Here is a 24,535-nt window from a genome sequence, read left to right on the forward strand (position 1 = left end):
TGCCGAGCACAGGGGTGATCTCCTAAGATGGGAGCTTCAGAACATCGGCGTGCTGCAATGGTGCGTTTTTAATCCATGCATATGCACCTTCTGGACCGGCGTTCGCCACCAGACCGTCACCTTGAGGCAGCCGCATCCAGCTCTGGGATCGAAGTCGCTCCGTCCCAACGGACAGTTCGCCTTCGAGAACCAGCATTTCCAATCCACGAGGATTCGAAAGATTGATCGAGGCGTTGCTGCCCCACCTTTGAAGATAGACCCGCTCATGGCCGTCATCGAACAGGATCGTTGCGGAGCCCGTATCCTCGGAAACAAAAGGCTCTCCTTCGCCAGGTCTGCGAAGGATTTGCGCGTCGTCGCCCTCCCGAAACTGCCAGAGCTTCACGAAGATAATGCACCCGTCAACGGATGCCGGCGCATGAGATGTACCTGGGGGATTTCGAAAGTATGATCCGGCCGGGAAACGACCGTGTTCATCCTCGAATATCCCATCGAGTACCAATATTTCTTCGCCCCCCGTGTGCGTATGCGACGGAAATACGCTGCCTGCGGCGTAGCGGACAATCGATGTCGCCCGAGCCACTTCCTCGCCGACGCGGTAAAGCATCCGACGATCAACTCCGCGAGCGGGGCTCGCAACCCAATCCAGTTTCGCAGCATGGACAACGACCGGTTTGGTGAAATCATCATTGAGACGCATCGTTCTTCTCCATCGTCAGCACCACCCGAAACTTGACGTCACCGGACTTCATCTTTTCGAAGGCACGCGTAGCCTGTTCGAACGGCATCGTTTCGAACAGCGGACGCACGCCAACGAGGACCGAAAAATCCAACGTTTTTTCGTTCTCGAAAGGCGATCCCGTGATCGAGCCCAACACACTGCGCTCACCACCGACCAGAGATCCGGACGACACGGTCAAGGGGTCCTTTCCGATGCCAAGGACGACAAGCCGACCTTGAGCCGCGATTCCTGGCATTAATGCAGAAACCATCTGCAGGTCTCCAATGGTGGAAACGACGGCCTTCGCACCACCCAGGCTCTGCAAACGCTCGACTGCGTTTTCCTTGGCCGCATTGATATAGTCATAAGCTCCGAGCGACCTCGCATCGTCGGCAATGTCATCGCCGCGTCCGACGGCAATCACTTTGAAGCCCATCTTGCGGGCATATTGCAGAGCCATGTGGCCAAGACCGCCTATGCCGATAATGGCCACGACGTCACCCGCTTCCGCGCCGCATTTCTTCAGGGCGTTGAAGGTCGCCAGACCCGCGCATAGGATCGGCGCAGCCTCCTCTGCAGTGAGCTCGTCGGGGATCGAGACCAGTCCGGTATTTCGGGCGATCATCATCTCTGCATAACCGCCGTCACAGGTCACGCCGACGACAGGCTGGTTCGTGCATAGCTGAAATTGGCCGCTTCGGCACGGATCGCATTCGTTGCAGTGACCGCCAAGGCGGCCGACGCCAACTCTTTGGCCGATCTTCCATCGGCCGGGCGTACCGCGTCCGATTGAAGCAATCCTGCCTACGACTTCGTGACCCGGCACGCGAGGCAAGCGGCCATTGGTGTCCGGCCCCTCAATATCTTTGGCGTCCGCACCGCAGATTCCGCAGGCATCGACCTCGATCAGCACCTCGCCGGCGCCCGGCGTCGGAATAGCGCGTTCCACCAGCTCAAGCGTGCCCGGGCTCGTCACCTGCATCGCGCGATATATTCGTTTCATTTGAACCTCCAGGGATTTCACAAGTGGGATGCCGATGCCGAGGGCTTGGAAAAGCGTTGCCACATGCGTTTGATGTCTGCCGCGACACGCAGAGCCGCTTCAGCCCCTCCTTCCAAGTAGCCCGGGTTCGTCATGCTGGTTTCGGAACCAGCCAGCATCAGCACTGGCGCCCAGTCTCCCGATACCCATGGCCGGGTATCGGGGAGGGGGTGGCCAGTGGCAATCAAGTCTTCCTCGGTCGCCGTCAGCGCGTCGGCGGCCCAATCTTTGTATAAGGTCGCCACCGGTGTCCGAGCCTTGTCTCCGAACAGCCGGACGAGCTGTTGAACGGCCGCTTGAATGATTGGTTCCGGCCCGATCCGCCGGCGCTCTGTGGCATTTACGCCGATGAAGCCGAACAGAGCTGCCTTGCCGGACGATGTCGTCGCGTCATGTATTTCCCCGAGAGGGCCAATCATACTCTGCGCCGCACCGGAGAGCCCATCTCTTTGCCAAAATGCTTCGTCGTAGATTGCGAAAAACTTGGCATGCGGAGCCATCCAGGTCGGCGTTGAACGCCATCGCCGGGCCAGCGCAGGATCGACGGGCGGTTCGAACTTGATCGAACGATCGATAAGGCGGGGCGGCATTGCGAGCACCACGATCGCCGCCTCCATCGTCTCGGCCGTTCCATCCGGCCTCTCGATCGTTGCCGAGACCAAGCCGCCCATACGGGCAAGCCCGGTGACTCCAGTGCCGAGCCGTATATGTTCAGGAGTAATTCGGCTTTTCAACGCCGCGATAATAGAGGCCGTGCCACCCATGATCCGCATGGATCGCGGTTCGCGTTGCAAAGCTGGAAAGCGTTGAGGCGCGACGCTTGCCGACCGTTCAAAGACGATGTCGCCATCGTCGTTCTGCGGAAAAAGCCGGATGCCAAAACTTTCCGCCAGAGAACAGAGGACTGGCTGCATCTCCGGCCACACCCAGGATGGGCCGAGATCGAATCCGTCTTCAGACGGCAATCCATCGATCCCCGCTGAAAGGATCCGGCCTCCCAGCCGGTCGCGTCCTTCGATGAGAACGAACTCGACGCCGGCCGACTGCATTGCATGAGCAAGCGTCAGCCCCGAAATGCCTCCGCCGACAATCACGACTGGCAGGCTCATCGACCGCCTCGAAGATAGGTCTCTTTGTTCAACATATCCGCTTCCCAAGACCTGGCCGCACAAGGACAGGTTTGATCGAAAGAAAAACTTTCGGTCTCCGCACAGCGCAATTGCCAGGCGACGCAACGCCTTATGCGCGTGGGAGACACGCCTTTGATGTCAGAATTGACCGAAGCTCATGAACTCGCAAACGCGAAGTTCTTCGTCTGTGGAAAAGAAAAACTATTCAGGTAAGGACCGCTCGGCGAGCGCTTCCTCGAAAAGCCAGTCCCGGAATGCGGCAAGACGTGGCAGTGCTGCAAAATCAGGCCGATAAGTGACGTAATAGGCAAGTGACGAAGCGGCGGATCGATCGGGAAACAACCTGACCAGCCGGCCGGCCGCCAAGTCATCATGAGCCAGGATGCTCCGGGCCAGAGCGACGCCGCGTCCATCGATGGCGGCTTGGAGCACGGCCGCCGAATTGTTGATCGTTAAACCCCTTGGCTGCGCCGTTTGAACGATGCCCATCGTCTTGAACCACAAATCCCACGTCATGAACCCGGAATTCGGATCGACCGAGACGTCGTGAATAAGCGTGCAGGCCGCAAGTTCGTCCGGCCGCCGCAATGTCAGGGAAGCCTTCAGCGCCGGAGAACATACCGGAAAAACCTCTTCCTCCATCAACTTCTCCGAAACCAGCCCAAGCCAGTCGCCGGCGCCGTACCGAACCCCGATATCGATGCCCTGCGCAGCATAGTCGGCGAGCTTCAGGCTGGTATCCAGGCGAATATCGACGTCCGGCACCCTCGCTTGAAACCGCTCGATTCTCGGAAGCAGCCACTTTGCCGCAAAGGCGGGACTGACTGTGACCGTGAGAACCCGGCCAACCGCCCCTTCCTTCAGGCGCTCAAGCCCGAGGCTCAGTCGATCCAATCCTTGCCGGATGTCAGGCAAGGCTCGGTTTGCTGCTTCCGTCGGCATCAGCCGGGTCTTGCCGGCCGCCGTTCGATAAAAGAGGGGCGCGCCAATCCATTCTTCAAGGCCGCGCACGAGCTGCCCGACGGCGGGCGCCGTCACATGGAGCTCGGCGGCGGCTTCAACGAAGCTGCCATGCCTGGCGCTGGCCTCGAACGCGCGGAGAGCATTGAGATAAACGGGCGATTTCATGGAAACCTTATCTTTGCCGCGAGCGGAGTTTTTCGATGTTGTCAGCGTGGAGCAAAACTTTAAATTGCCTCGGCCTTCCCATGGCGGCGGCCGCAATGGCGGCTGAGGAGGTGTCGCCCCTCCTTGCATTATGGGTCAGTTTTTCTATTCCAGACAAGTCCGGCAAGCGCGTCGCAATAAGCTGCCTGGCCTAACGAATTGCAGGTGAACCATGATCGATGACCGCGCCAAGAACCGAAACACGTACGTCTTGGGGGCAAGCCAGGTCTTTGGTGGCGCCAATGGTCCGATTGTAATTTCCCTGGGTGGATTGGTCGGACAGCATCTGTCGTCCAACCCGGCGCTCGCGACGCTTCCCGTCAGTCTCTACAATGTCGGTCTGGCGCTCGGCACCCTTCCAGCCGCATACTTCATGCGCCGTCTTGGCCGACGCAATGCATATATACTTGGAGCTTTTCTGGGCATCGCCGGCGGTCTGATTGCCGCTGTGGGGATCGTCGCGAAGCTGTTCTTGGTCTTTTGCCTGGGAACAATGGCGGCCGGCTTCTACGGCTCTTATGTTCAAAGCTACAGGTTCGCAGCCGGCGATGAGATGTCGGGGGCGCAGCGGGACAAGGCCATTTCCCGGGTGATGGTGGGTGGCCTGCTTGCCGCTATCATTGGGCCTCAGCTCGTTATCTGGACGCGTGATTCATTGCCCGGCTTTACCTTTGCCGGCAGTTTTATCAGCCAGGCTGGTCTAGCGCTTCTCGCAATCCCACTGCTTCTGACCTACCGCAGCACGAGCCCTGCCGCGAAGGCCGGCCGAGGCGATGGCGGACGCAAACTATCCGAAATCCTCACCACGCCCCGCTATGTGCTGGCCGTGGCGGCGGGCGTGGTTTCCTACGGTCTCATGACCTTCGTTATGACGGCTGCACCAATCGCGATGGTCGGTCACGGCCATTCGATGGACAATGCCGCGCTCGGCATTCAATGGCACGTTCTTGCCATGTATGGCCCGAGCTTCCTGACGGGTCGTCTGATGGCGCGTTTCGGCAAAGAGAGGGTCACAGCCATCGGGCTGGTTCTCATCGGCGGTTCGGCGATGGTAGCGCTAGCCGGCCTCGATATCGGACATTTCTGGGGATCGCTTATCCTCCTGGGCATCGGCTGGAATTTTGGCTTCATCGGAGCAACGGCGATGGTTTCTGACTGCCACACCCCTGAGGAACGCGGCAAAGTTCAAGGGGCAAACGACTTCCTGGTGTTCGGCACCGTGGCGATGGCTTCGTTCTTTTCGGGCTCGCTGATGTTCAGCTCCGGCTGGGAGACAGTGAACTGGTTCGTGCTTCCAGCCGTCGCCTTGGTGCTCGTTCCGCTCGTATGGCAATCGGCGCGACTGCCAAGAACTGCATGATCCGAGATTACCTGCCGGTGCTCATCTTCGAAAGCCCAGAAGTGTCGCAACGGGCGCCGGCACCAAACTTTCTCAGACTGAGCTTTGCGGCCGCTGGGCGGCATCGATGAAGCCGCTGATATAGGAGACGGTCTGCTCTCCGCGACGAATTCCGAGGTTTATGCTTTTTCGGATTCCTGCCTCGCCAAGGCGGAGCGTTTTGATCGGCAGGTTGGCCGCCTCGTCTTGCAGCAGCCAATCGGGAAGCACCGTCACGCACCGCTTGGCGGCGACCAGCTGTAGCATGAGATCGACTGTTTCCGCCGTTCTGTGCCGACGGGGGCGGCAAAGCGCTGGAACCAGAAAGCGCGTATAAATATCCAGGCGCTCCAAACTCACCGGAACGGTAATCAGCTCCTCGTCGAGAAGGTCGTGGGGGTCGACAATGCTCTTGGCGGCCAACGGATGGTCTTCATGAACCATGAGAACCAGTTCGTAGTCGAAAACCGGGGTGAACATAACATCCGGCAAATCGACCGGATCGGGCGTAATCAAAACGTCGATCTCATGCCCGATCAGCGCCGCGACGCCATCGAAGCGGAATGCCGTGCAGACCTCGAAATCAACCTCCGGCCATGCCGCAAGGAAGGGCGTTGAAATTTTCGTCAACCAGCGCTGACACGGGTGGCACTCCATGCCGACGCGGATCGCCCCACGCCGGCCGAGGGCGAAATCTCGAAGAACCCGTTCGGCGTGGTCAATTTGTGGAAGCAGTCGCTCCGCTACGCCAAGGAGATATTCGCCAGCCTGGGTCAGGCGCAGGCTGCGCCCCTTCTTCATCCAGACCTTGATGCCGTGGCGTTCTTCGAACTTCGCAATGGTGTGACTGAGCGCCGACTGGGTCACGTTGAGCTTGTCGGCGGCCGCCGTGACGCTACCACAACGGTCTACTTCCCGGAGGATGGAGAGGTGATGCCTGTCAATCATCTATGATCTCTGTTCATTGGTTGATGAATTTATACCATTTCCGCTCATAATGCGTTGCGGCTAACCTCTTCGTCAATCTCACCGCGGACCGCGTGAGCGAATGATTGAAGGGAAGCTCGTGAACCAGCAGGCTGTAGCAAAACACCTCGACCCGACTGAGGCGCTCGCGCCGTCGATCTTCGATGAGGTCGTTGATCGCAAGAACAGCAATTCCATGAAGTGGGCCTATGCCAGCAACATGCTCGCCGCCGATGAAGCGGCCGCCGATCCTCTGCCGATGTGGGTCGCCGACACCGATTTCAAGGCGCCGCAGGCGGTGATCGATGCCCTCCACGATGCTGTTTCGCACGGCGTCTTCGGATATCCGGGCGGAGCCACCGCTTCATACGTCGATGCCGTCGTTGGATGGCAGCAGAAGCGGTTCGGCTGGGACGTCGCCAGGGAATGGGTCCTTCAGACGTCGGGCATAATCACGACGCTCAAGACTGCGATACAGGCCTTCTCCGCTCCCGGCGATTCTATCTTGATCCAGCCGCCCGTTTACGCCCATTTCCACAATGACGTGCTTCTAAACGGGCGGCACCTTGCTTTCGCACCACTCGACTACGACGGCACGCACTACGCCTACAACGAGAAGACCTTTGAAGCCGCTATCCGGCCGGACACGAAAATCTTTATCCTGAGCCATCCGCACAATCCGACAGGCAATGTTTGGTCGGAGGCCGAGCTGCGGTCGATGGGCGAAATCTGCGCCCGCCACGACGTGCTGGTGATATCAGACGAGATTCACGAAGATCTCATCCTCAACAAGGCGAAGAAGCATATTCCCTTCGCCTCTCTATGTGAGGACTTTGCCCAGAACAGCATTACCTGCACGGCGCCGAGCAAGACCTTCAATCTGCCCGGCCTGCAGAGCGCTAATGTCTTCGTGCCCAACAAGAGACTCCGCGCCGAATTGCAGCGGCAATACGAGCGCAATGTTTTCCACCTGGTGAACGTGCTTGGAATGGTCGCTGCCGAAGCGGCCTATGCCCATGGCGAGCAGTGGGTCGAGGATATGCTCGAATATCTGCGCGGCAACCACAAGCATTTTGCCGATGCCATCAATGCCGCCGATCTTCGGTTGAAAGTCCTTCCGACGGACTCCCTCTATCTGGCCTGGATGGATTGCCGTGGTCTCGGCATGGACGCAGAGGCGTTGAACAAATTCATGCTGACCAGGGGACGAGTTTGGCTCGATAAGGGCCAGAAGTTCGGCATCGAAGGACACGGCTTCATGCGCATCAACCTGGGATGCCCTCGCTCCACCGTGGACGAAGCGATCCGCCGTATCACCTCTGCTGTCGCGGCAATCTAGGGGAGATTCGACCATGATCAACTCCGTCGAGAGCCGCCTGGAGAAGTTTGGCATAGAGCTTCCCGAACCGGCAAAGGCCGTCGCCTACTGAGCGCTGACCGCACAAACAAACCAGAAGAAGAAATCCGGGGAATGCGAGGCGCCCGCAATGGGCTCCTCGGACAAAGAAACCGCCGTCGATGGACGGCTCAACTGGGAGAAGTCAATGAAATACAAGCTTATATTGGGAACGCTTTGCGCTGTTGTCGCCTCTTCGGCGGCGGCCAAGGCATCGACCCTCGAGGACGTCAAGGCGCGGGGGATATTGAACTGCGGCGTCAACACCGGTCTCGTCGGTTTTGCAGCCCCGGATGCCACCGGGAAATGGACAGGATTTGACGTTTCGATCTGCAAGGCGGTCGCCGCGGCGGTGCTCGGCGACGCGAGCAAGGTCAAGTATGTTCCCACGACCGGCCAGACCCGCCTGACGGCGCTGGCATCCGGCGAAATCGACCTTCTTTCTCGCAACACGACCTGGACCTTTTCGCGCGACGTCGATCTGAAGCTCACATTCGCCGGGACGAATTTTTACGATGGCCAGGCATTCATGGTCCCGAAGTCCGCCGGCATCAACTCGGCCAAAGACTTGAACGGGGCGACGATTTGCATCCAGACCGGCACGACGACGGAGTTGAATCTGGCGGAATACGCCAAGCTCAATGGGATCACCTACGATTCCGTTCCGGTGGAGTCGAGCGCTGAGGGACAACAGAAGTACATCGCCGGCGCGTGCGATGTTTACACAAGCGACGCATCCGACCTGGCCTCCGTACGCTCGAGCTTCAAGAACTCGGACGATCATGTCATCCTGCCGGAAATGATCTCCAAGGAGCCGCTCGGCCCCATCGTTCGCCAAGGTGACGAGCAATGGGCGGATATCGTCCATTGGACACTGAACGCCCTGATCGCGGCCGAAGAATTCGGCGTTACCAAGGCGAATGTCGATGAGATGGCGACGTCGTCCAACAACCCGGAAGTGAAACGGATATTGGGCGCCGAGGGCGATCTCGGCAAGCAGTTTGGCCTCGACAGTGCATGGGCCAAGCGAGCGATCGCTGTTGATGGCAATTACGGCGAGATCTTCGAGGCCAATCTTGGCGAGAAGACGCCTATCGCCATGCATCGAGGCCCGAACGCCCTGTGGAACAAGGGCGGCCTTCAGTACGCCCAGCCATTCCGTTGAGACGTCAAAGGCGCGGGCCAGGGCCCGCGCCTGTTCGGTGCGACAAAGCGTGTGCGCGATCACAGATCGCGGCGGTCATCCCCGGAGGAATGAATGGTGACTACCGATCTTGGTGCTCCGAGCGAGCCGTTTCGACTGCGAATGCTGCTCGATGATGGGAGATACCGTTCCTATACGATCCAGATTTTTGCGCTAATGTGCCTGATGCTGGGGGTGGCGTGGCTGGTTGATAATACCGCTCATAACCTTGCCGCCATGGGAAAGGACTACTCGTTTTCCTTCCTTTGGGCTCCTGCCGGTTACGACATCAATCAACGCCCGATCGAATATTCCAGCCAGATGAGCCATGCCCGGGCGGCTTTGGTCGGCTTTCTGAACACGGTCATTCTGGCGGCCATGTCATGCGTGACGGCCACGGTCATCGGCATTTTTGCCGGCGTCCTCAGGCTTTCCAACAATTGGATCGTTGCGCGGCTGATGACGATTTACGTCGAGCTGTTCCGAAACATCCCGGCACTCCTCTGGATTTTGGTCTTCGGTGCAATCATGACCGAGGCAGTGCCTGCGCCGAACGCGTTTCGGGGCGATCATCCCTCGGCAAACATGATTTTCGGTGCAATAGCCGTCACGAACCGCGGGGTCTACGCCCCGTCGCCGGCCTTGGCGGCTGATCTTGGCGTCGTCGATCTTGGGTTTGTTCAGCTCAGCGTCGGCTTGCTCGCCGTTATCGCGGTCGTCGTGCTCTGTCTTTTCCTCAACCGCGCGCTGGTGAACCGTGCGCAACGGGTTCAAAGCGAAACCGGAATGCGGCCGAAAACCTGGTGGAAAAGCATTGCCGTACTTCTCCTGCCGCCGCTCATTCTGCTTTGGACCCTCGGGTTCCACTGGGAATATCCGGCGCTGCGGGGACTGAATTTCCAAGGCGGCGTTCAGCTGCGGAATGCGCTGATCGCCATGTGGCTCGGGCTCAGCATCTATACCGGCGCTTTCATCGCCGAAATTGTCCGCGCCGGTATCCTTGCGATCTCCAAGGGCCAGTCCGAAGCAGCGCACGCTTTGGGGCTGAGACCTGGCCGGACAATGCGGCTGGTCATCCTGCCGCAGGCCCTGCGCGTGATCATGCCTCCGCTGATCTCCATGTATCTCGACATCACGAAGAATACGTCGCTCGGCTTGGCCGTGGGATATATGGACCTTCGCTCGACGCTCGGCGGCATCACGATCAATCAGACCGGAAGAGAGCTGGAGGGAATGACCCTCATGATGCTCGTCTACCTGCTAGCCAGCCTGTCCATCTCCGGTGTGATGAATGTCTTCAACAACAGCGTCAAACTGAAGGAGCGATGAGATGGCTCGGCAAGAGGTGGCGTTTGTTCGCCAAGAAATCCTTCCTGCCGTGGCGCCACCGGCACGCCAAGCGGGCGTGATCCGCTGGTCGCGAAAGAACCTGTTCAGCGGCTGGATCAACACAAGCCTGACCGTCCTCTCGGCATTCACCATCTTCTGGCTTGTCAGCGAGATCGGGCCCTGGCTCAGGAATTCGATCTGGTCGGCTACCTCTCTTACCGAATGCCGCCAGATCCTCGGTGACTCTGGCGGCGCCTGTTGGGGTGTTATCCGTGATCGCTGGCCTCAGCTCCTGTTCGGATTCTATCCCGCACAAATGTACTGGCGCCCGGTTCTCGCGTTCCTTCTCCTCTTCGTTGCCCTTCTGCCGATCCTATTTTCAGGTGCTCCCAGAAGGCTGGCTTGGTTCAGCATCGTTTTTCCTGGGCTGGCTTACTTCCTGATCTGGGGCGGCTCCGTCTGGTTCCCGGTCTCTGTCTACGCCGGTTTCCTTATCGCCCTGCTTATCGGCTACGCGACAAAAGGCTTGAACGCCGGCGTTCAGGCAGCCCTGGCCCTTCTGGGTTGCCTATTGTGGTGGCTTGTTGCGGCGACGTCTGTGGGAAGGCTGCTCGAAAATGCGATCCCGCTCTCGCTTTCCGCTGTGCCGTCACACGAATTGGGGGGCTTCCTGCTCTCCGTCGTGATCGGCGTCACCGGTATCGCCCTTTCGCTCCCGATGGGCATTCTGTTTGCGCTTGGCCGCCGCTCGCGCATGCCCTTCATCAGAGCAGTGAGCGTAATCTTCATCGAGTTCGTCCGCGGCGTGCCGCTCATCACGCTGCTCTTCACGGCCTCCCTGCTGTTGAACTACTTCCTGCCACCCGGAACCAATTTCGATCTGATCCTGCGCGTGATCATCATGGTGTCGCTGTTTGCAACGGCATACATGGCGGAAGTCATCAGAGGCGGATTGGCGGCGCTGCCGCGCGGCCAGTATGAGGCGGCCGAGTCGCTCGGCCTCGACTACTGGCAAGCGCAGCGGCTCGTCATCATGCCGCAGGCCCTCAAGATTTCAATCCCCAGCATCGTCAATACGTTCATCGGTCTGTTCAAGGACACCACGCTCGTCGTCTTCATCGGCCTTCTCGATCCGATTGCATTGACGAACTCCATCCGGGCAACGACAGACTGGCAGGGAATCTATTGGGAGCTGTTCATCTTTGTCGGTGCACTTTTCTTCGTGTGCTGCTTCGGGATGTCCCGCTACTCCGTCTACCTGGAACATCGGCTTAAGACCGATCATCGTTAACAAAGAGGGGAGCCGGCGAAGATGAACGCAGCTCGAAATAGTGTCGAACGCAATCCGGTCGCAATCGACATCAGCGGCCTCAACAAGTGGTACGGATCATTTCATGTTCTCCGAAACATCGATCTGACCGTACGGCGCAGCGAACGTATCGTCGTCTGCGGCCCGTCCGGCTCCGGCAAATCGACGATGATCCGGTGTATCAATCGCCTGGAAGAGCACCAGCAGGGGCGCATTGCCGTCGATGGTATCGAACTGACAAGCGATTTGAAAAATATCGACAATGTGCGTCGGGAGGTCGGGATGGTATTCCAGCACTTCAATCTCTTCCCGCACCTCACAATTCTTGAAAACTGCACACTCGCTCCGGTATGGGTTCGCAAGATGCCGAGGAAGCAGGCGGAGGAGGTTGCCATGCACTTTCTCACGCGGGTGAAAATTCCGGATCAGGCTCGCAAATATCCGGGTCAGCTGTCCGGCGGACAGCAGCAGCGCGTCGCGATTGCGCGTTCGCTGTGTATGAATCCCAAGATCATGCTTTTCGACGAACCCACCTCGGCGCTTGATCCGGAGATGATCAAGGAGGTTCTCGATACGATGATCCAGCTCGCGGAAGACGGTATGACCATGGTCTGTGTCACGCATGAAATGGGGTTTGCTCAGGCCGTGGCCAATCGCGTGATCTTCATGGACCAAGGCCAGATCGTCGAACAAAACGAGCCGGCGGCATTCTTCTCGGCCCCTCGATCCGAGCGGACGAAGCTGTTCCTTGGCCAGATTCTCAAACACTGAGAATCGTATCTGCTGCCGCGTTTATGATGAAAGGACATTCGGTGCTCTCCACGAAGATAGCGCGCAGAGGTCTCGGAGTCGCCGCGATTGCTGTTGCGATGGCGCTCTTCCCGATAAATTCGCAAGGGGCAGATCTTCTCGAACCGATCGGCCGTATTGATCGCCCGATCGGCTCGGCCTCAGCCCCGGTTACGTTTGTCGAGTATTCGTCTCCGACCTGTCCCCATTGCGTCGACTACCGAACGCAGGTTGCGCCCGAGATCGAGAAAGAGTTTGTCGAGCGGGGAAAGGCCCGTTTGATCTTCAGGCCGTTCGTTCGCAACAATGTCGACATGGCGATATTCATGCTGTGCGAGTGGCAGCAAGGCTCGAAATATCAAGAGCTAACGAAGCTTTTCTATTCCAAATATGATGAGATTGCTCAGGCCGGCGATATTGAGAAGGAACTTCGCGATATCGCCGCATCAGCCGGTATCGATAAGCCGACATTCAACCGGCTGATTTCCGATCAACCGATCCTCGATGGATTGAGCAAGCTCACGTCTCAGGCGCGGGAAGACTTCAAAGTCGATGGCACACCGACGTTCTTCGTCAACGGCAAGAAATTCACCGGCGCGCAATCGGCTGAGGAAATGAGAGCCCATATCGAGGAGGCATCAAAACCGCATTGAGCGCTTTTCGGGGCCGACCCACGCCCGACTGAGGCACTGGCCTTGATCAAGGCGACATTTTTCCGGCTGCGGTAGCGGAACTGTTGCACCAGGCTCGCATATCGGTGTTCATGCCATAGATTAGAGCGGTCGGTCGCCGATCGATCGTGTGATGCCGGCCTCGGTTAACGGTCGGCGCATGTTCTAACCTGCGGGAGCTGCGTGATGGAATATCGTCGTTTGGGAAAATCGGGCTTGAAGGTGAGCGAGTTCTCCTTCGGCTCATGGGTCACTTTCGGCAAGCAGGTGAATGGCGGCGACGCCGTCGACCTCATGCGGCTTGCCTATGATAACGGGGTGAACTTCTTCGACAATGCCGAAGGCTATGAAAGCGGCAAGTCGGAGATCGTCATGGGCGAGGCGCTTAAGTCGCTTGGCTGGAGCCGGGACAGCTTTATCGTCTCCAGTAAGGTCTTCTGGGGAGGCCAGAAGCCGACGCAGCGCGGCCTGTCGCGCAAGCATGTGACCGATGCCTGCCATGCTGCGCTGAAGCGGCTTCAGGTCGACTACCTCGACCTCTATTTCTGCCACCGCCCTGATATCGACACGCCGATCGAGGAAACGGTCCGGGCCATGCACGATCTCGTCGCGCAGGGCAAGGTGCTCTATTGGGGAACGTCGGAATGGTCCGCCCAGCAGCTGACCGAAGCCTACGCCGTTGCCCGGGACCTGCACATCACGCCCCCCACCATGGAGCAACCGCAATATAACATCTTCGAACGCCAGAAGGTCGAGGCCGATTATCTCCCGCTCTACGACCTGATCGGCCTCGGCACCACGATCTGGTCGCCGCTCGCCTCAGGTGTCTTGACCGGCAAATACAATAACGGCGTGCCGGCAGACAGCCGCATGAACCTGCCCGGCTATGAATGGCTGAAGGAAAGATGGTCGAGCGATGCCGGCCGCGCTCAGCTCCGACAAGTCGGCGAACTCGCAAAACTCGCCGACGAGATCGGCTTGTCGATCACCCATCTCGCGCTTTTGTGGTGCCTCGCCAATCCCCACGTTTCGACCGTTATTCTCGGGGCCTCGCGCGCCAGCCAGCTGCAGGATAATCTCGCGGCGCTTTCGCACAGGCACAAGCTCACGGCCGATGTCTTGGAGCGCATCGATGCGATTGCCGGAAACAAACCTGAGGGGCCGCGTCGCTTCTAGGCGAGTCGCCAAAACTGTGACGCTGCGGGTGCCTTGCCTTGACAACGTGACAAGCCGCGTTGCATTTTCGCCACAATGCGTTGCTTAAAGGTCACGCAAGGGTTTTGGACATTTCGCTCCCGATCGAGTCGTTCCGACGCTGGCTCTGCCGAGCCGGCGTTCTTTGGTTTCGATCGGGTGGCGGGACGGCGGGGTGCCGTCTGAAGAGAGGCCGAATGACGCAGGATGGGGTAGCGCCGGCGGCGGCGGGCGAGACGGTGACGACGGTGACCGATCGCCGCGCCCTTTTCGCCGTGCCTGGCCTCGTGCTCGCCGGCGGCGCGCTGCTCTGCGCCACGATTACACTCTTCATACTGCTCGGCCTGACGCCCATAGCGCCGACCTCTCATGTCGTCGTCACTTCGGTGATCGTCAATTCCTTCTTCGTCCTGACGCTGCTGGCGCTGATCGCCCGCGAGGTGGCAAGGCTGCTCAAGGCGCGCACACGGGGCCGGGCGGCCGCGCGCCTGCATATCCGTATCGTCGTGCTCTTCTCGATCGTCGCGATCACGCCGGCGATTCTCGTCGCCATCTTCGCCAGCATCACGCTGAATGCCGGCCTCGATCGCTGGTTTGCGCTGCGCACCCAGTCGATCGTCAGCTCGTCGCGCAATATCGGCCAGGCCTATATGATGGAGAACGCCAGCTACCTGCAGGGGCAGACGGTCTCCATGGCCAACGACCTGGAGCGCAACCGCGCTCTCTACAGTCTCGACAGGACGGGATTCGCCGAACTGATGACGCGCCAGGCAAGGGGCCGCGGCCTGCTTGGCGCCTTCCTCGTCGAAAGCGACGGTTCGGTGGTCGTCCAGGCTGATATCGCCACGGAAAAGCCTTTGCCAGCCATTCCGCAGGACGCGTTGCAAAAGGCGGCGGCCGGGCAGCCGACGCTGATCCCGCCCGGCGTCACCAACCTCGTCGGCGCCATCATCAAGCTTGACGCCATCCAGGGCACGTTTCTCTATACGGTGCGCGCGGTCGATCCCAAGGTCATGGGCGCCATGCGCATGATGGAAGAGAACGCCACCGAATATCGCTCGATGGAAGCCAACCGCTTCTCGCTGCAGATCGCCTTCGCCGTGCTCTATATCGGCTTCGCGCTGATTGTGCTGCTTGCGGCGATCTGGACGGCAATTGCCGTCGCCGACCGCATCGTCCGGCCGATCCGCCTGCTGATCACCGCGGCCGACAGCGTTGCATCGGGCAATATGGATATCGTCGTGCCGGTGCATGCCGTCGATGGCGACGTCGCCAATCTGTCGCGCACCTTCAACAAGATGATCTCGGAAATCCGCACCCAGCGCGACGAGATCCTCGAGGCCAAGGACGAGGTCGACGACCGCCGGCGCTTCATCGAAGCGGTTTTGTCCGGCGTTACCGCCGCCGTTATCGGCGTCGAACAGGATCGCCGCATCGCCATCGTCAACAGTTCGGCCGAGACGCTGATGTCGCTGTCGGCCGACGAGATGCTCGGCAAACAGCTGGCCGACATCGCGCCCGAGGTCGACCAGGTGCTGACCGAGGCGGCGGTGCGCCATCGCGGCGATTTCCGCAAGCAGATCGCCCTGGTGCGCGGCGGCACGGTGAGAACGCTGAGCGTGCAGGTCACCCGCGAGGAAGTGCGCGATATGAGCGAATCCTACGTGATCACGCTCGACGATATCACCGATCTCGTCATCGCCCAGCGCTCGACGGCCTGGGGCGACGTGGCGAGGCGCATTGCCCATGAGATCAAGAATCCGCTGACGCCGATCCAGCTGTCCGCCGAGCGCATTCAGCGCCGCTACGGCAAGCAGATCAACCAGGACGACCGCACCGTCTTCGATCAGTGCACCGATACGATCATCCGCCAGGTCGGCGATATCGGCCGTATGGTCGACGAATTCTCCGCTTTCGCCCGCATGCCGAAGCCGACCAAGGAGCCGAGCGATCTGCGCGACATCCTGCGCGACGCGATCTTCCTGCGCGAGATGGGCAATCATCACGTCACCTTCCTCTCGGAGTTCGGCGATAAGCCGCTGGAGGGCCTGTTCGACAGTCGCATGCTCGGCCAGGCTTTCGGCAATCTTATTAAGAACGCCGTGGAATCGCTGGAAGCCGTTCCGAGCGACGAGCGCGACGAGCGCAAGGTCCTCGTGCGCGCCGCGCTCGATGCGGCCCGCGACCGTTTCACCGTAGACGTCATCGACAATGGTCGCGGCCTGCCGGTGGAAAACCGCCACAGCATTCTGGAACCTTATATGACGATGCGCGAGAAGGGCACCGGCCTCGGCCTCGCCATCGTCAAGAAGATCATCGAGGAACATGGCGGGCAGCTCGAGCTGCACGATGCGCCCGCCGATTTTGACCGGGGAAGAGGGGCCATGATCCGCGTGCATCTGCCACGCCTGGAGCCAGCGCCCGCCGCTCCCGCAGCCAATGACAAGGAAAGCGCTTATGGCCTCTGATATTCTCGTCGTCGATGACGAGCACGATATTCGCGAGATCGTTTCCGGCATTCTCTCCGACGAGGGCCATGAGACACGCACGGCCCATGACAGCGACAGCGCACTGGCGGCGATATCAGATCGCGTGCCGCGGCTGATCTTCCTCGATATCTGGATGCAGGGCAGCAAGCTCGACGGCCTGTCGCTGCTCGACGAGATCAAGACCCGTCATCCCGATCTCCCCGTCGTGATGATCTCAGGCCACGGCAACATCGAAACCGCGGTCTCGGCGATCAAGCGCGGCGCTTTCGATTTCATCGAAAAGCCCTTCAAGGCCGACCGGCTGATCCTGATCGCCGAACGCGCTCTGGAAAATTCAAAGCTCAAGCGCGAGGTTTCCGAGCTGAAGCGGCGCACTGGCGACGCCCTGGAGCTGATCGGCACCTCGGTTGCCGTCTCGCAGCTGCGCCAGACGATCGAGAAAGTGTCGCCGACCAACAGCCGCATCATGATCCTCGGCGCGTCCGGTTCCGGCAAGGAGCTGGTAGCGCGAATGATCCACAAGAAGTCGGCCCGCGCCAACGGCCCGTTTGTCGCGCTCAACGCCGCCAACATCACGCCCGATCGGATGGAGGTGGCGCTCTTCGGCACCGAGGGCACGCCCGGCCAGGCGCGCAAGATCGGCGCGCTCGAGGAGGCCCATCGCGGCATCCTCTATCTCGACGAGGTCGGCGAGATGCCGCGCGAGACCCAGAACAAGATCCTGCGTGTGCTCGTCGATCAGCAGTTCGAGAGGGTCGGCGGATCCAAGCGCGTCAAGGTCGACGTCCGCATCATTTCCTCGACCGCCTATAATCTCGAAAGCCGCATCGCCGAAGGCTGGTTCCGCGAGGATCTCTATCATCGCCTGGCCGTCGTGCCGGTGCGCGTGCCGCAACTTGCCGAGCGGCGCGAGGACATTCCCTTCCTCGTCGACCAGCTGATGCGCCAGATATCAGAACAGGCCGGCATTCGTCCGCGCCGCATCGGCGACGACGCCATGGCGGTGCTGCAGGCGCATGACTGGCCGGGTAATATCCGCCAGTTGCGCAACAATATCGAGCGGCTGATGATCCTTGCCCGCACCGACGGCCCGGATACGCCGATCACCGCCGACATGCTGCCGACCGACCTCGGCGACATGCTGCCCAAGGTTTCGGCCAAGAACGATTATCACATCATGACGCTGCCGCTGCGCGAAGCCCGCGAGATGTTCGAGAAGGATTATCTGATCGCCCAGATCAACCGCTTCGGCGGCAATATCTCGCGCACTGCCGAGTTCGTCGGCATGGAGCGCTCCGCGCTGCACCGCAAGCTGAAATCGCTTGGTGTCTAGAGCACGATGCCGAAAAGTGTCAGCGGTTTTCGGGCAACATCATGCTCGACTATTTGATCTAGCAGGCGCGGCAGAGGCCGCGCCGTATCCCTCTATCGCTTCCCAGAAGATCAGTTTCCCATGCCTAGAATCGCTTATGTGAATGGCCGTTACGTCAAGCATTCCGATGCGAGCGTGCATATCGAGGACCGCGGCTACCAGTTCGCCGACGGCGTCTATGAGGTCTGCGAGATTCGCCACGGCTATATCGTCGACCTTACCCGCCATCTGAACCGTCTCGACCGTTCGCTTGGGGAACTCAGCATCGCCTGGCCGATGAGCCGGGCCGCACTGACGCAGGTTATTCGCGAGACGCTGCGCCGCAACCATGTCCGCAACGGGCTCTTCTACCTGCAGGTGACGCGCGGTGTCGCCCGCCGCGACCATGTCTTCCCGGCCGAGGGCACGCCGCCCTCGCTCGTCATCACCGCCAAGAGCACCGATCCGAAGATCGTCGCCGCCAAGAATGCCAACGGCATCAAGGCGATCACTGTCACCGACAACCGCTGGGACCGCGTTGACATCAAATCGGTCGGCCTGCTGCCGAATGCCATGGCCCGCCAGCAGGCCAAGGAAGCCGGCGCTCAGGAGGCGATCTATGTCGACGGCGACGGCATGGTAAAAGAAGGGGCGGCGACCAATGTCTGGATGGTCGATTCGGATGGAACGCTGATAACTCGGCCGGCCGAGCACGGCATCCTGCGGGGCATCACCCGCACCACTTTGATCGATGTCGCGGCCAAGCTCGGATTGCCGATCGCAGAGCGGAATTTCTCTGTTTCCGAAATGCTCGCGGCCCGCGAGGTCTTCCTCACTGCAGCCACAAGCATCTGTTTTCCGGTCGTTTCCGTCGATGGCCTGCCTATTGCCAACGGCCATCCGGGCAGTGTCTCGCAGAAAATCCGCGAAGCCTTTTTCGACGTTGCGGAAAAGATTGCGATTTGATACCAAGATTTGCTGGACTGGCGGAACGAGGGTGCTGCCGGTCTTGCATGGAGAGGTTGATTGATATTCTACCGGCCAACTCGGGTCGGCAATAAAGAAAGAAGCGGCGCGATGGCGGAACGTTCTCAGAATCTGCAGGACTTATTTCTCAATACTGTTCGCAAGCAAAAGATTTCCCTGACAATCTTTCTGATCAACGGCGTGAAACTCACCGGCGTTGTTACTTCCTTCGATAATTTCTGTGTTCTGCTTCGCCGTGACGGCCACTCGCAGCTCGTGTATAAACATGCGATCTCGACGATCATGCCCGGTCAGCCGATGCAGATGTTCGAGAGTGAAGAAGCCGCGTCCTAACAGGATCAGCCGTCATTTCGACACGCGATACCAAGAACGATTCGATCATCCCTGAGGTCGCCAAGCACAGGGACGATATGCGCGCGACCGTCGTCGTGCCGGTTCTGAAATCGCGCAACCGCGGCGGCCAGACCGAATCGGCCTCGACCCGCACCCCGGAAAGCCGGCTGGAAGAGGCGACGGGCCTTGCCCAGGCGATCGACCTCGACGTCGTCAACGGATCTATCGTTCCGGTCAACGATCCGAGACCGGCGACGCTGCTCGGCACCGGCAAGATCGAGGAGATCAAGGCGCTGCTCGACGAGCGCGATTCCGGTCTCGTCATCGTCGACCATCCGCTGACGCCGGTACAGCAGCGCAATCTTGAAAAGGAATGGAACGCCAAGGTTATCGACCGCACGGGCCTGATCCTCGAAATCTTCGGGCGCCGCGCCTCCACCAAGGAAGGCACGCTGCAGGTCGATCTGGCCCATCTGAATTATCAGAAGGGCCGGCTGGTCCGCAGCTGGACCCACCTCGAACGCCAGCGCGGCGGTGGCGGTTTCATGGGTGGCCCCGGCGAAACCCAGATCGAAGCCGACCGGCGGCTGCTGCAGGACCGCATCATCAAGCTCGAACGCGAGCTGGAGCAGGTCGTGCGCACCCGCCAGCTGCACAGGGCGAAGCGACGCAAGGTGCCGCATCCGATCGTGGCGCTCGTCGGTTACACCAATGCCGGCAAATCGACTCTCTTCAACCGCATTACCGGCGCCGGCGTGCTGGCCGAAGACATGCTCTTTGCCACGCTCGACCCGACGCTGCGCCGCATGAAGCTGCCGCATGGCCGCACCGTGATTCTGTCCGACACAGTCGGCTTCATCTCGGACCTCCCGACCCATCTCGTCGCCGCCTTCCGTGCCACCCTGGAAGAGGTGCTGGAAGCCGACCTCATCCTGCACGTCCGCGACATGTCCGATCCCGACAATCAGGCGCAGAGCTCCGATGTGATGCGCATTCTCGGCGACCTCGGCATTGACGAGGCCGAAGCGGAGAAGCGGCTGATCGAGGTCTGGAACAAGATCGACCGGCTGGAGCCTGAGGTTCACGATACCATGGTGCAGAGGGCGGCGGGCGCCAGCAACGTCGTCGCGGTCTCGGCCGTCAGCGGCGAGGGCGTCGACACGCTCATGGAAGAGATCAGCCGCCGGCTCTCCGGCGTGATGACCGAAACGACGATCCGCCTTCCCGTCGACAAGCTGGCGCTGCTGCCCTGGCTTTACGACCACGCGATCGTCGATGGCCGCGAGGACAATGAGGACGGCTCCATCACGCTCGACCTGCGCCTGTCGGAAACCGAGGCCGCCGAACTCGAACGCCGCATCGGCAACGGCCCGAAGCCTGCGAAGGAAGATTGGGAGCGGTGAGGTTGGCGCCTGGCGCTATGCCACTGCTGTTGGTGTGCCGATTGGCTGCCCCTCACCCTAGCCCTCTCCCCGTAAACGGGGCGAGGGGACGTGCCCTGCGAGAGGTGGCGAGGAACCGAGAGGTTGCGGCTATCTCCCTTCGCCCCGCGAGCGGGGAGAAGGTGGCGGCAGCCGGATGAGGGGCAGATTTCGGCGATCAGCCGAAATCCCGCGAACCTTCACCCACCCCAGCCATAACAGCCCGCTCGATCGCCTTGGCCGCCTGCCAGATCTCCTCCATCCGCTCCAGCGTCGCATCTTCAAGCGTCTCGCCTTCCGCTTCAAGAACCTGTTCTATATGATTGAAGCGCCGGCGGAATTTCGTGTTGGTCCCCCGCAGCGCTTGTTCCGGATCGGCCTTCACATGCCGTCCTATGTTGACCACCGCGAAAATCAGGTCACCGAGTTCGTCGCTGACCTTTGCCCGGTCTCCCTCCCGAAGTGCAGCTCGTAATTCTCCGATCTCTTCCTCGATCTTGTCGAGGATCGGCTCGGGGGCCGACCAGTCGAAGCCGACTTTGGCGGCGCGTTCCTGCAGCTTCAGCGCCTCGGTCAGAGCCGGAAAACTGCGCTGCACCGAGCCAAGGAAGCCACCCTTGAAATCCTCGGTGATGCCGCGCCTGGCCCGGCGCTCGGCGCGCTCGCGTTTTTCGGCCTGCTTGATTTCGTCCCATTGGATCTTCACTGCATCAGGTGTATCGGCGGCCGAGCGGGCAAAGACGTGCGGGTGGCGGCGGATCATTTTGGTGGTGATGGCGTTGACCACGTCGCCGAAGGAAAATTCGCCGGCTTCCTCGGCCATGCGGGCGTGGAAGACCACCTGCAGCAGCAGGTCGCCGAGTTCGTCGCAAAGATCGTCCATATCGCCGCGCTCGATCGCGTCGGAGACCTCATAGGCTTCCTCGATCGTATAGGGCTTGATCGTTTCGAAGGTCTGCTCGATGTCCCAGGGGCAACCGGTCTCGGGATGGCGTAGCGCTGCCATGATATCGATCAGTCGCGAAATATCTTTCGAAGGTTCCATGTTGCCTCGGTTGGCGGCCTCAGTTCAGGGGAATGTCGTTGTCGCTCTTCGACGATTGATAGGTGGAAGACAGCGTGTCGTAGCGCGCCTTGATGCGGGCGGTCTGCGCCTTCAGCGCCGTTTTCCGAGAAACCTCCTCGGTCTCGACCAGATCGGCGATTGCAAAACTGTTCCAGAAGGCGTTTTGCCTGCGATAGCCGCCGGGTTCAAGCCCGAAGACTTCCTTCAGGATCTTCAGGTCATGCGGAATGGCGAAGGCATCGCGAGAGTCCTCGTGGCTGAAGAAGTAGTAGAAATTGTCGAAGCCCGCCCAGGTGATCGCCGACATGCACATGGTGCAGGGTTCGTGCGTCGACAGGAAGATCAGCTCCTTGGTCGCCGGCTTGTCGCCAAGCTCGTAGAAGCGCTTCAGCGTATGCACCTCGCCATGCCAGAGCGGATTGTCGAGCTCGTTATTGGTCTCGGCCACGACGAGCGACAGATCGGATTTGCGCAGGATCGCCGCGCCGAACACCTTGTTGCCCAAGGAGACGCCGCGTTCAGTCAGCGGCAGGATATCGTCCTCGATGACCGATAGCAGGCGGGCGGCGATGGTCTTGTCAGCCATTGATGTCTCCGGTTTTTCTTTCAGTCTATCGTCTTGGCGGCACGAGCGAAATGCGGCAAACGCCGGTGGACGTTGTTTGTCACAGGCTTTACACTGCACCGCAACAAAGAGAGTGGGAACAGGTGGTTGTCGTCAGCACGGTTGACTTTTCTCAAATCGCCGATGAGGCGAGCAAAAGAATACGCGCTTGCCGGGGCTTTCGGATTTCTGTTCCTTCAATCGCTTGTCGATCACGGGCATATTCTGGCAACTTCGAAGTGGATTGGTAATGTCTCCCAAGACTGAGCAGCTTTCGGTATTTCCAGCCTTCTTTCGCGTGGAAGGCCAGAAGACGGCTGTCTTCGGCAATGGCGACGAGGCTTTCGCCAAGGTGCGGCTGCTCTTGAACACAAGGGCAAGGATCGTCGCCTATACCGACCGGCCGCAAGCCGATTATCATGCTTTCCTGATCGCCAATCGCATCGAGACGGTGCGCGCCAGCTTTTCCGCCGGCCAGGTCGAGGGTGCGGCCCTGGTCTTTGCCGCCACCGGCGATGAGGCCGAAGATCGCCGCATCGTCGACGCCGCGCGTGCCGCGAAAATCCCGGCCAATGCCGTCGATCAGCCCGATTACTGCGATTTCTTCACGCCGGCGCTCGTCAATCGCGCTCCGGTCGCCGTTGCGATCGGCACTGAAGGGGCAGGGCCGGTTCTGGCGCAGATGATCCGCGCCCAGATCGATCAGCTGCTTTCACCCTCCCTCGGTCGACTTGCCGGTCTGGCGACAAGCTATCGCAGGGCGGTCGAACAATTGGTTCCCCGCGGTGTTTCTCGCCGCGTCTTCTGGCGCCGCTTCTTCTCCGGTCCCGTTGCCGATGCGGTCGCCAACGGCAACCTGCCGCAGGCGCAGAATGCCGCCGACCGGTTGCTGCGCTCGATGGACAAGGTCGCCGGCCATGTCTGGCTTGTCGGCGCCGGTCCGGGGGCCGAAGATCTGCTGACGCTGCGCGCTCAGCGCGTGATGATGGAAGCCGACGTCATCGTCTATGATGCGCTCGTGCCGCAGACAATCGTCGATATGGGCCGCCGCGATGCCGAGCGGCTTTCCGTCGGCAAACGCAAGGGCTGCCATTCGAAGTCGCAGGAAGAGATCAATGAACTGCTCGTCGAGCTAGGCCGCCAGGGCAAGCGCGTTGTCCGCCTCAAGTCAGGCGATCCGCTGGTCTATGGCCGGGCAGGCGAAGAGATGGCCGCGTTGCGCGCCGCCGGCGTCACCTATGAGGTCGTGCCCGGCATCACCTCGGCCTTCGCTGCCGCTGCCGATTTCGAGTTGCCGCTGACGCTGCGCGGCGTTGCCTCCTCGCTGGTCTTCACGACAGGCCACGATCTCACCGGCGACGTGCTGCCGGATTGGGCAAGCCTCGCCGTCTCCGGCGCGACGATCGCCGTTTACATGGGTCGCACGGTTGCCGCCTCGGTCGCCGAGCGGCTGATGCAGGCCGGCATTCCCGCGGAGACCACTGTTGCCGTCATCGAGAATGCCAGCCGCACCGAGCGCCGGCTGCTGCATGGCACGCTCGCCGATCTGCCCGATCTGCAGCACCGCAACGAACTGACTGGCCCTGTGATGGTCATTATCGGCGATGCGGTCGCCGGCGCCAATTTCGAACTGTCCGAGCCGCTGATGCGCGAGAACGCCCGGCTCGAGGAACTTGCAAGGAGCTGAATATGGGTGACAAGGTCCTGACCGCCAACCGGCTGACGGACGGCATTGCCGTCTGGCTGGATGCCAACGGCAAATGGTCGACCTCGCTGCAGGAGGCGCTTGTCGCCCGTCACAACGAAGCCGTCGAAGCACTGGAAGCCATTGGCAAAAAGTCCTATGCCGATAATGAGGTCGTTGACGTGGCCGTCGTCGACGTCCAGGAAACCAACGGCATTCTCTGGCCGCTTCGCCTTCGCGAGCGCATCCGCGCGCAAGGGCCGACCATGGAATACGCACCGGGCTACGCTCCTGCCGATCCCGAATTCATTGCAGTCTGAGGAAG

The 24,535-nt window shown here is 60.3% G+C and carries 22 protein-coding genes; 15 read left to right on the forward strand and 7 right to left on the reverse strand.

Annotation, left to right across the window (positions count from 1 at the left end):
- Nucleotides 1–22: 22 nt before the first annotated feature.
- The 4 genes from NMA58_RS08900 to gcvA all read right to left on the reverse strand — a co-directional run bounded on the left by NMA58_RS08900 (nt 23) and on the right by gcvA (nt 4,021).
- On the reverse strand, nt 23–700 hold the full coding sequence (locus tag NMA58_RS08900) for a cupin domain-containing protein (RefSeq protein WP_434713042.1): 678 nt from the start codon (nt 698–700) through the stop codon (nt 23–25).
- Nucleotides 687–1,787, reverse strand: a complete 1,101-nt coding sequence (locus NMA58_RS08905) for an alcohol dehydrogenase (RefSeq protein WP_434713043.1) — start codon at nt 1,785–1,787, stop codon at nt 687–689. The genes NMA58_RS08900 and NMA58_RS08905 overlap by 14 nt, the downstream gene beginning before the upstream one ends.
- Complete coding sequence (locus NMA58_RS08910) at nt 1,742–2,998, reverse strand: flavin monoamine oxidase family protein (protein WP_434713044.1); 1,257 nt, start codon at nt 2,996–2,998, stop codon at nt 1,742–1,744. Before NMA58_RS08910 ends, NMA58_RS08905 begins: the two co-directional genes overlap by 46 nt.
- Nucleotides 2,999–3,094: 96 nt before the next feature.
- Nucleotides 3,095–4,021 (reverse strand): transcriptional regulator GcvA, encoded by a 927-nt coding sequence (gene gcvA / locus NMA58_RS08915; RefSeq protein ID WP_434713045.1) that lies wholly within the window; start codon nt 4,019–4,021, stop codon nt 3,095–3,097.
- Between the two features lie 211 nt (nt 4,022–4,232).
- On the opposite strand from gcvA, the gene NMA58_RS08920 reads away from it, so the two are divergent.
- Nucleotides 4,233–5,420 carry an MFS transporter gene (locus NMA58_RS08920; RefSeq protein ID WP_430959885.1) on the forward strand — a complete coding sequence of 396 codons (1,188 nt, stop codon included), beginning with the start codon at nt 4,233–4,235 and terminating at the stop codon, nt 5,418–5,420.
- A 72-nt stretch (nt 5,421–5,492) separates the two neighbouring features.
- Here NMA58_RS08920 and NMA58_RS08925 read toward each other — a convergent pair whose 3' ends face one another.
- Nucleotides 5,493–6,386 (reverse strand): LysR substrate-binding domain-containing protein, encoded by an 894-nt coding sequence (locus NMA58_RS08925; protein ID WP_434713046.1) that lies wholly within the window; start codon nt 6,384–6,386, stop codon nt 5,493–5,495.
- A gap of 118 nt (nt 6,387–6,504) precedes the next feature.
- Here NMA58_RS08925 and NMA58_RS08930 point away from each other — a divergent pair, with 118 nt between their 5' ends.
- The 12 genes from NMA58_RS08930 (at nt 6,505) to hflX (ending at nt 20,838) form a co-directional block, all read left to right on the forward strand.
- On the forward strand, nt 6,505–7,743 hold the full coding sequence (locus NMA58_RS08930; RefSeq protein WP_434713047.1) for a MalY/PatB family protein: 1,239 nt from the start codon (nt 6,505–6,507) through the stop codon (nt 7,741–7,743).
- 205 nt (nt 7,744–7,948) lie between these two features.
- Entirely contained in the window at nt 7,949–8,965 is a 1,017-nt protein-coding gene (locus NMA58_RS08935) for an amino acid ABC transporter substrate-binding protein (RefSeq protein ID WP_434713048.1), read from the forward strand.
- 93 nt (nt 8,966–9,058) lie between these two features.
- Nucleotides 9,059–10,312 carry an amino acid ABC transporter permease gene (locus tag NMA58_RS08940; RefSeq protein ID WP_430959889.1) on the forward strand — a complete coding sequence of 418 codons (1,254 nt, stop codon included), beginning with the start codon at nt 9,059–9,061 and terminating at the stop codon, nt 10,310–10,312.
- A 1-nt stretch (nt 10,313) separates the two neighbouring features.
- Nucleotides 10,314–11,603: an amino acid ABC transporter permease gene (locus NMA58_RS08945; protein WP_434713049.1), complete on the forward strand. Its 1,290-nt coding sequence runs from the start codon at nt 10,314–10,316 to the stop codon at nt 11,601–11,603.
- 21 nt (nt 11,604–11,624) lie between these two features.
- The gene (locus tag NMA58_RS08950) at nt 11,625–12,392 is read left to right on the forward strand and encodes an amino acid ABC transporter ATP-binding protein (protein WP_430959891.1); all 768 of its coding nucleotides are present in this window, start codon (nt 11,625–11,627) and stop codon (nt 12,390–12,392) included.
- 41 nt (nt 12,393–12,433) lie between these two features.
- A complete protein-coding gene (locus tag NMA58_RS08955; RefSeq protein WP_434713050.1) occupies nt 12,434–13,063 on the forward strand; it encodes a DsbA family protein in 630 nt (209 codons plus the stop codon).
- 204 nt (nt 13,064–13,267) lie between these two features.
- Nucleotides 13,268–14,257 (forward strand): potassium channel beta subunit family protein, encoded by a 990-nt coding sequence (locus NMA58_RS08960; RefSeq protein WP_434713051.1) that lies wholly within the window; start codon nt 13,268–13,270, stop codon nt 14,255–14,257.
- A 215-nt stretch (nt 14,258–14,472) separates the two neighbouring features.
- A complete protein-coding gene (locus NMA58_RS08965) occupies nt 14,473–16,743 on the forward strand; it encodes an ATP-binding protein (protein WP_434713053.1) in 2,271 nt (756 codons plus the stop codon).
- Nucleotides 16,733–18,097, forward strand: coding sequence for a sigma-54-dependent transcriptional regulator (locus NMA58_RS08970; protein WP_011425228.1), 1,365 nt, complete (start codon nt 16,733–16,735; stop codon nt 18,095–18,097). Before NMA58_RS08965 ends, NMA58_RS08970 begins: the two co-directional genes overlap by 11 nt.
- A 120-nt stretch (nt 18,098–18,217) precedes the next feature.
- A complete protein-coding gene (locus tag NMA58_RS08975; protein ID WP_430959895.1) occupies nt 18,218–19,081 on the forward strand; it encodes a D-amino-acid transaminase in 864 nt (287 codons plus the stop codon).
- A 111-nt stretch (nt 19,082–19,192) separates the two neighbouring features.
- On the forward strand, nt 19,193–19,435 hold the full coding sequence (gene hfq / locus NMA58_RS08980; RefSeq protein WP_003539403.1) for an RNA chaperone Hfq: 243 nt from the start codon (nt 19,193–19,195) through the stop codon (nt 19,433–19,435).
- Nucleotides 19,436–19,512: 77 nt separating this feature from the next.
- Nucleotides 19,513–20,838 (forward strand): GTPase HflX, encoded by a 1,326-nt coding sequence (gene hflX / locus NMA58_RS08985; protein ID WP_434713054.1) that lies wholly within the window; start codon nt 19,513–19,515, stop codon nt 20,836–20,838.
- Nucleotides 20,839–21,034: 196 nt separating this feature from the next.
- Here the strand turns inward: hflX and mazG are convergent, their stop codons facing one another.
- Both mazG and NMA58_RS08995 read right to left on the reverse strand, forming a co-directional pair.
- Nucleotides 21,035–21,901, reverse strand: coding sequence for a nucleoside triphosphate pyrophosphohydrolase (mazG, locus tag NMA58_RS08990; protein ID WP_430959897.1), 867 nt, complete (start codon nt 21,899–21,901; stop codon nt 21,035–21,037).
- Nucleotides 21,902–21,920: 19 nt separating this feature from the next.
- Nucleotides 21,921–22,508: a deaminase gene (locus NMA58_RS08995; protein WP_434713055.1), complete on the reverse strand. Its 588-nt coding sequence runs from the start codon at nt 22,506–22,508 to the stop codon at nt 21,921–21,923.
- A 268-nt stretch (nt 22,509–22,776) separates the two neighbouring features.
- Between NMA58_RS08995 and cysG the strand changes: the two genes are divergently transcribed.
- The gene (gene cysG, locus NMA58_RS09000) at nt 22,777–24,213 is read left to right on the forward strand and encodes a siroheme synthase CysG (protein WP_434713056.1); all 1,437 of its coding nucleotides are present in this window, start codon (nt 22,777–22,779) and stop codon (nt 24,211–24,213) included.
- Between the two features lie 2 nt (nt 24,214–24,215).
- Entirely contained in the window at nt 24,216–24,530 is a 315-nt protein-coding gene (locus NMA58_RS09005; protein WP_010014500.1) for a DUF2849 domain-containing protein, read from the forward strand.
- Nucleotides 24,531–24,535 lie beyond the last annotated feature (5 nt).

It is taken from the genome of Rhizobium sp. YTUHZ045 (genome assembly GCF_051124255.1).
GTDB lineage: Bacteria > Pseudomonadota > Alphaproteobacteria > Rhizobiales > Rhizobiaceae > Rhizobium.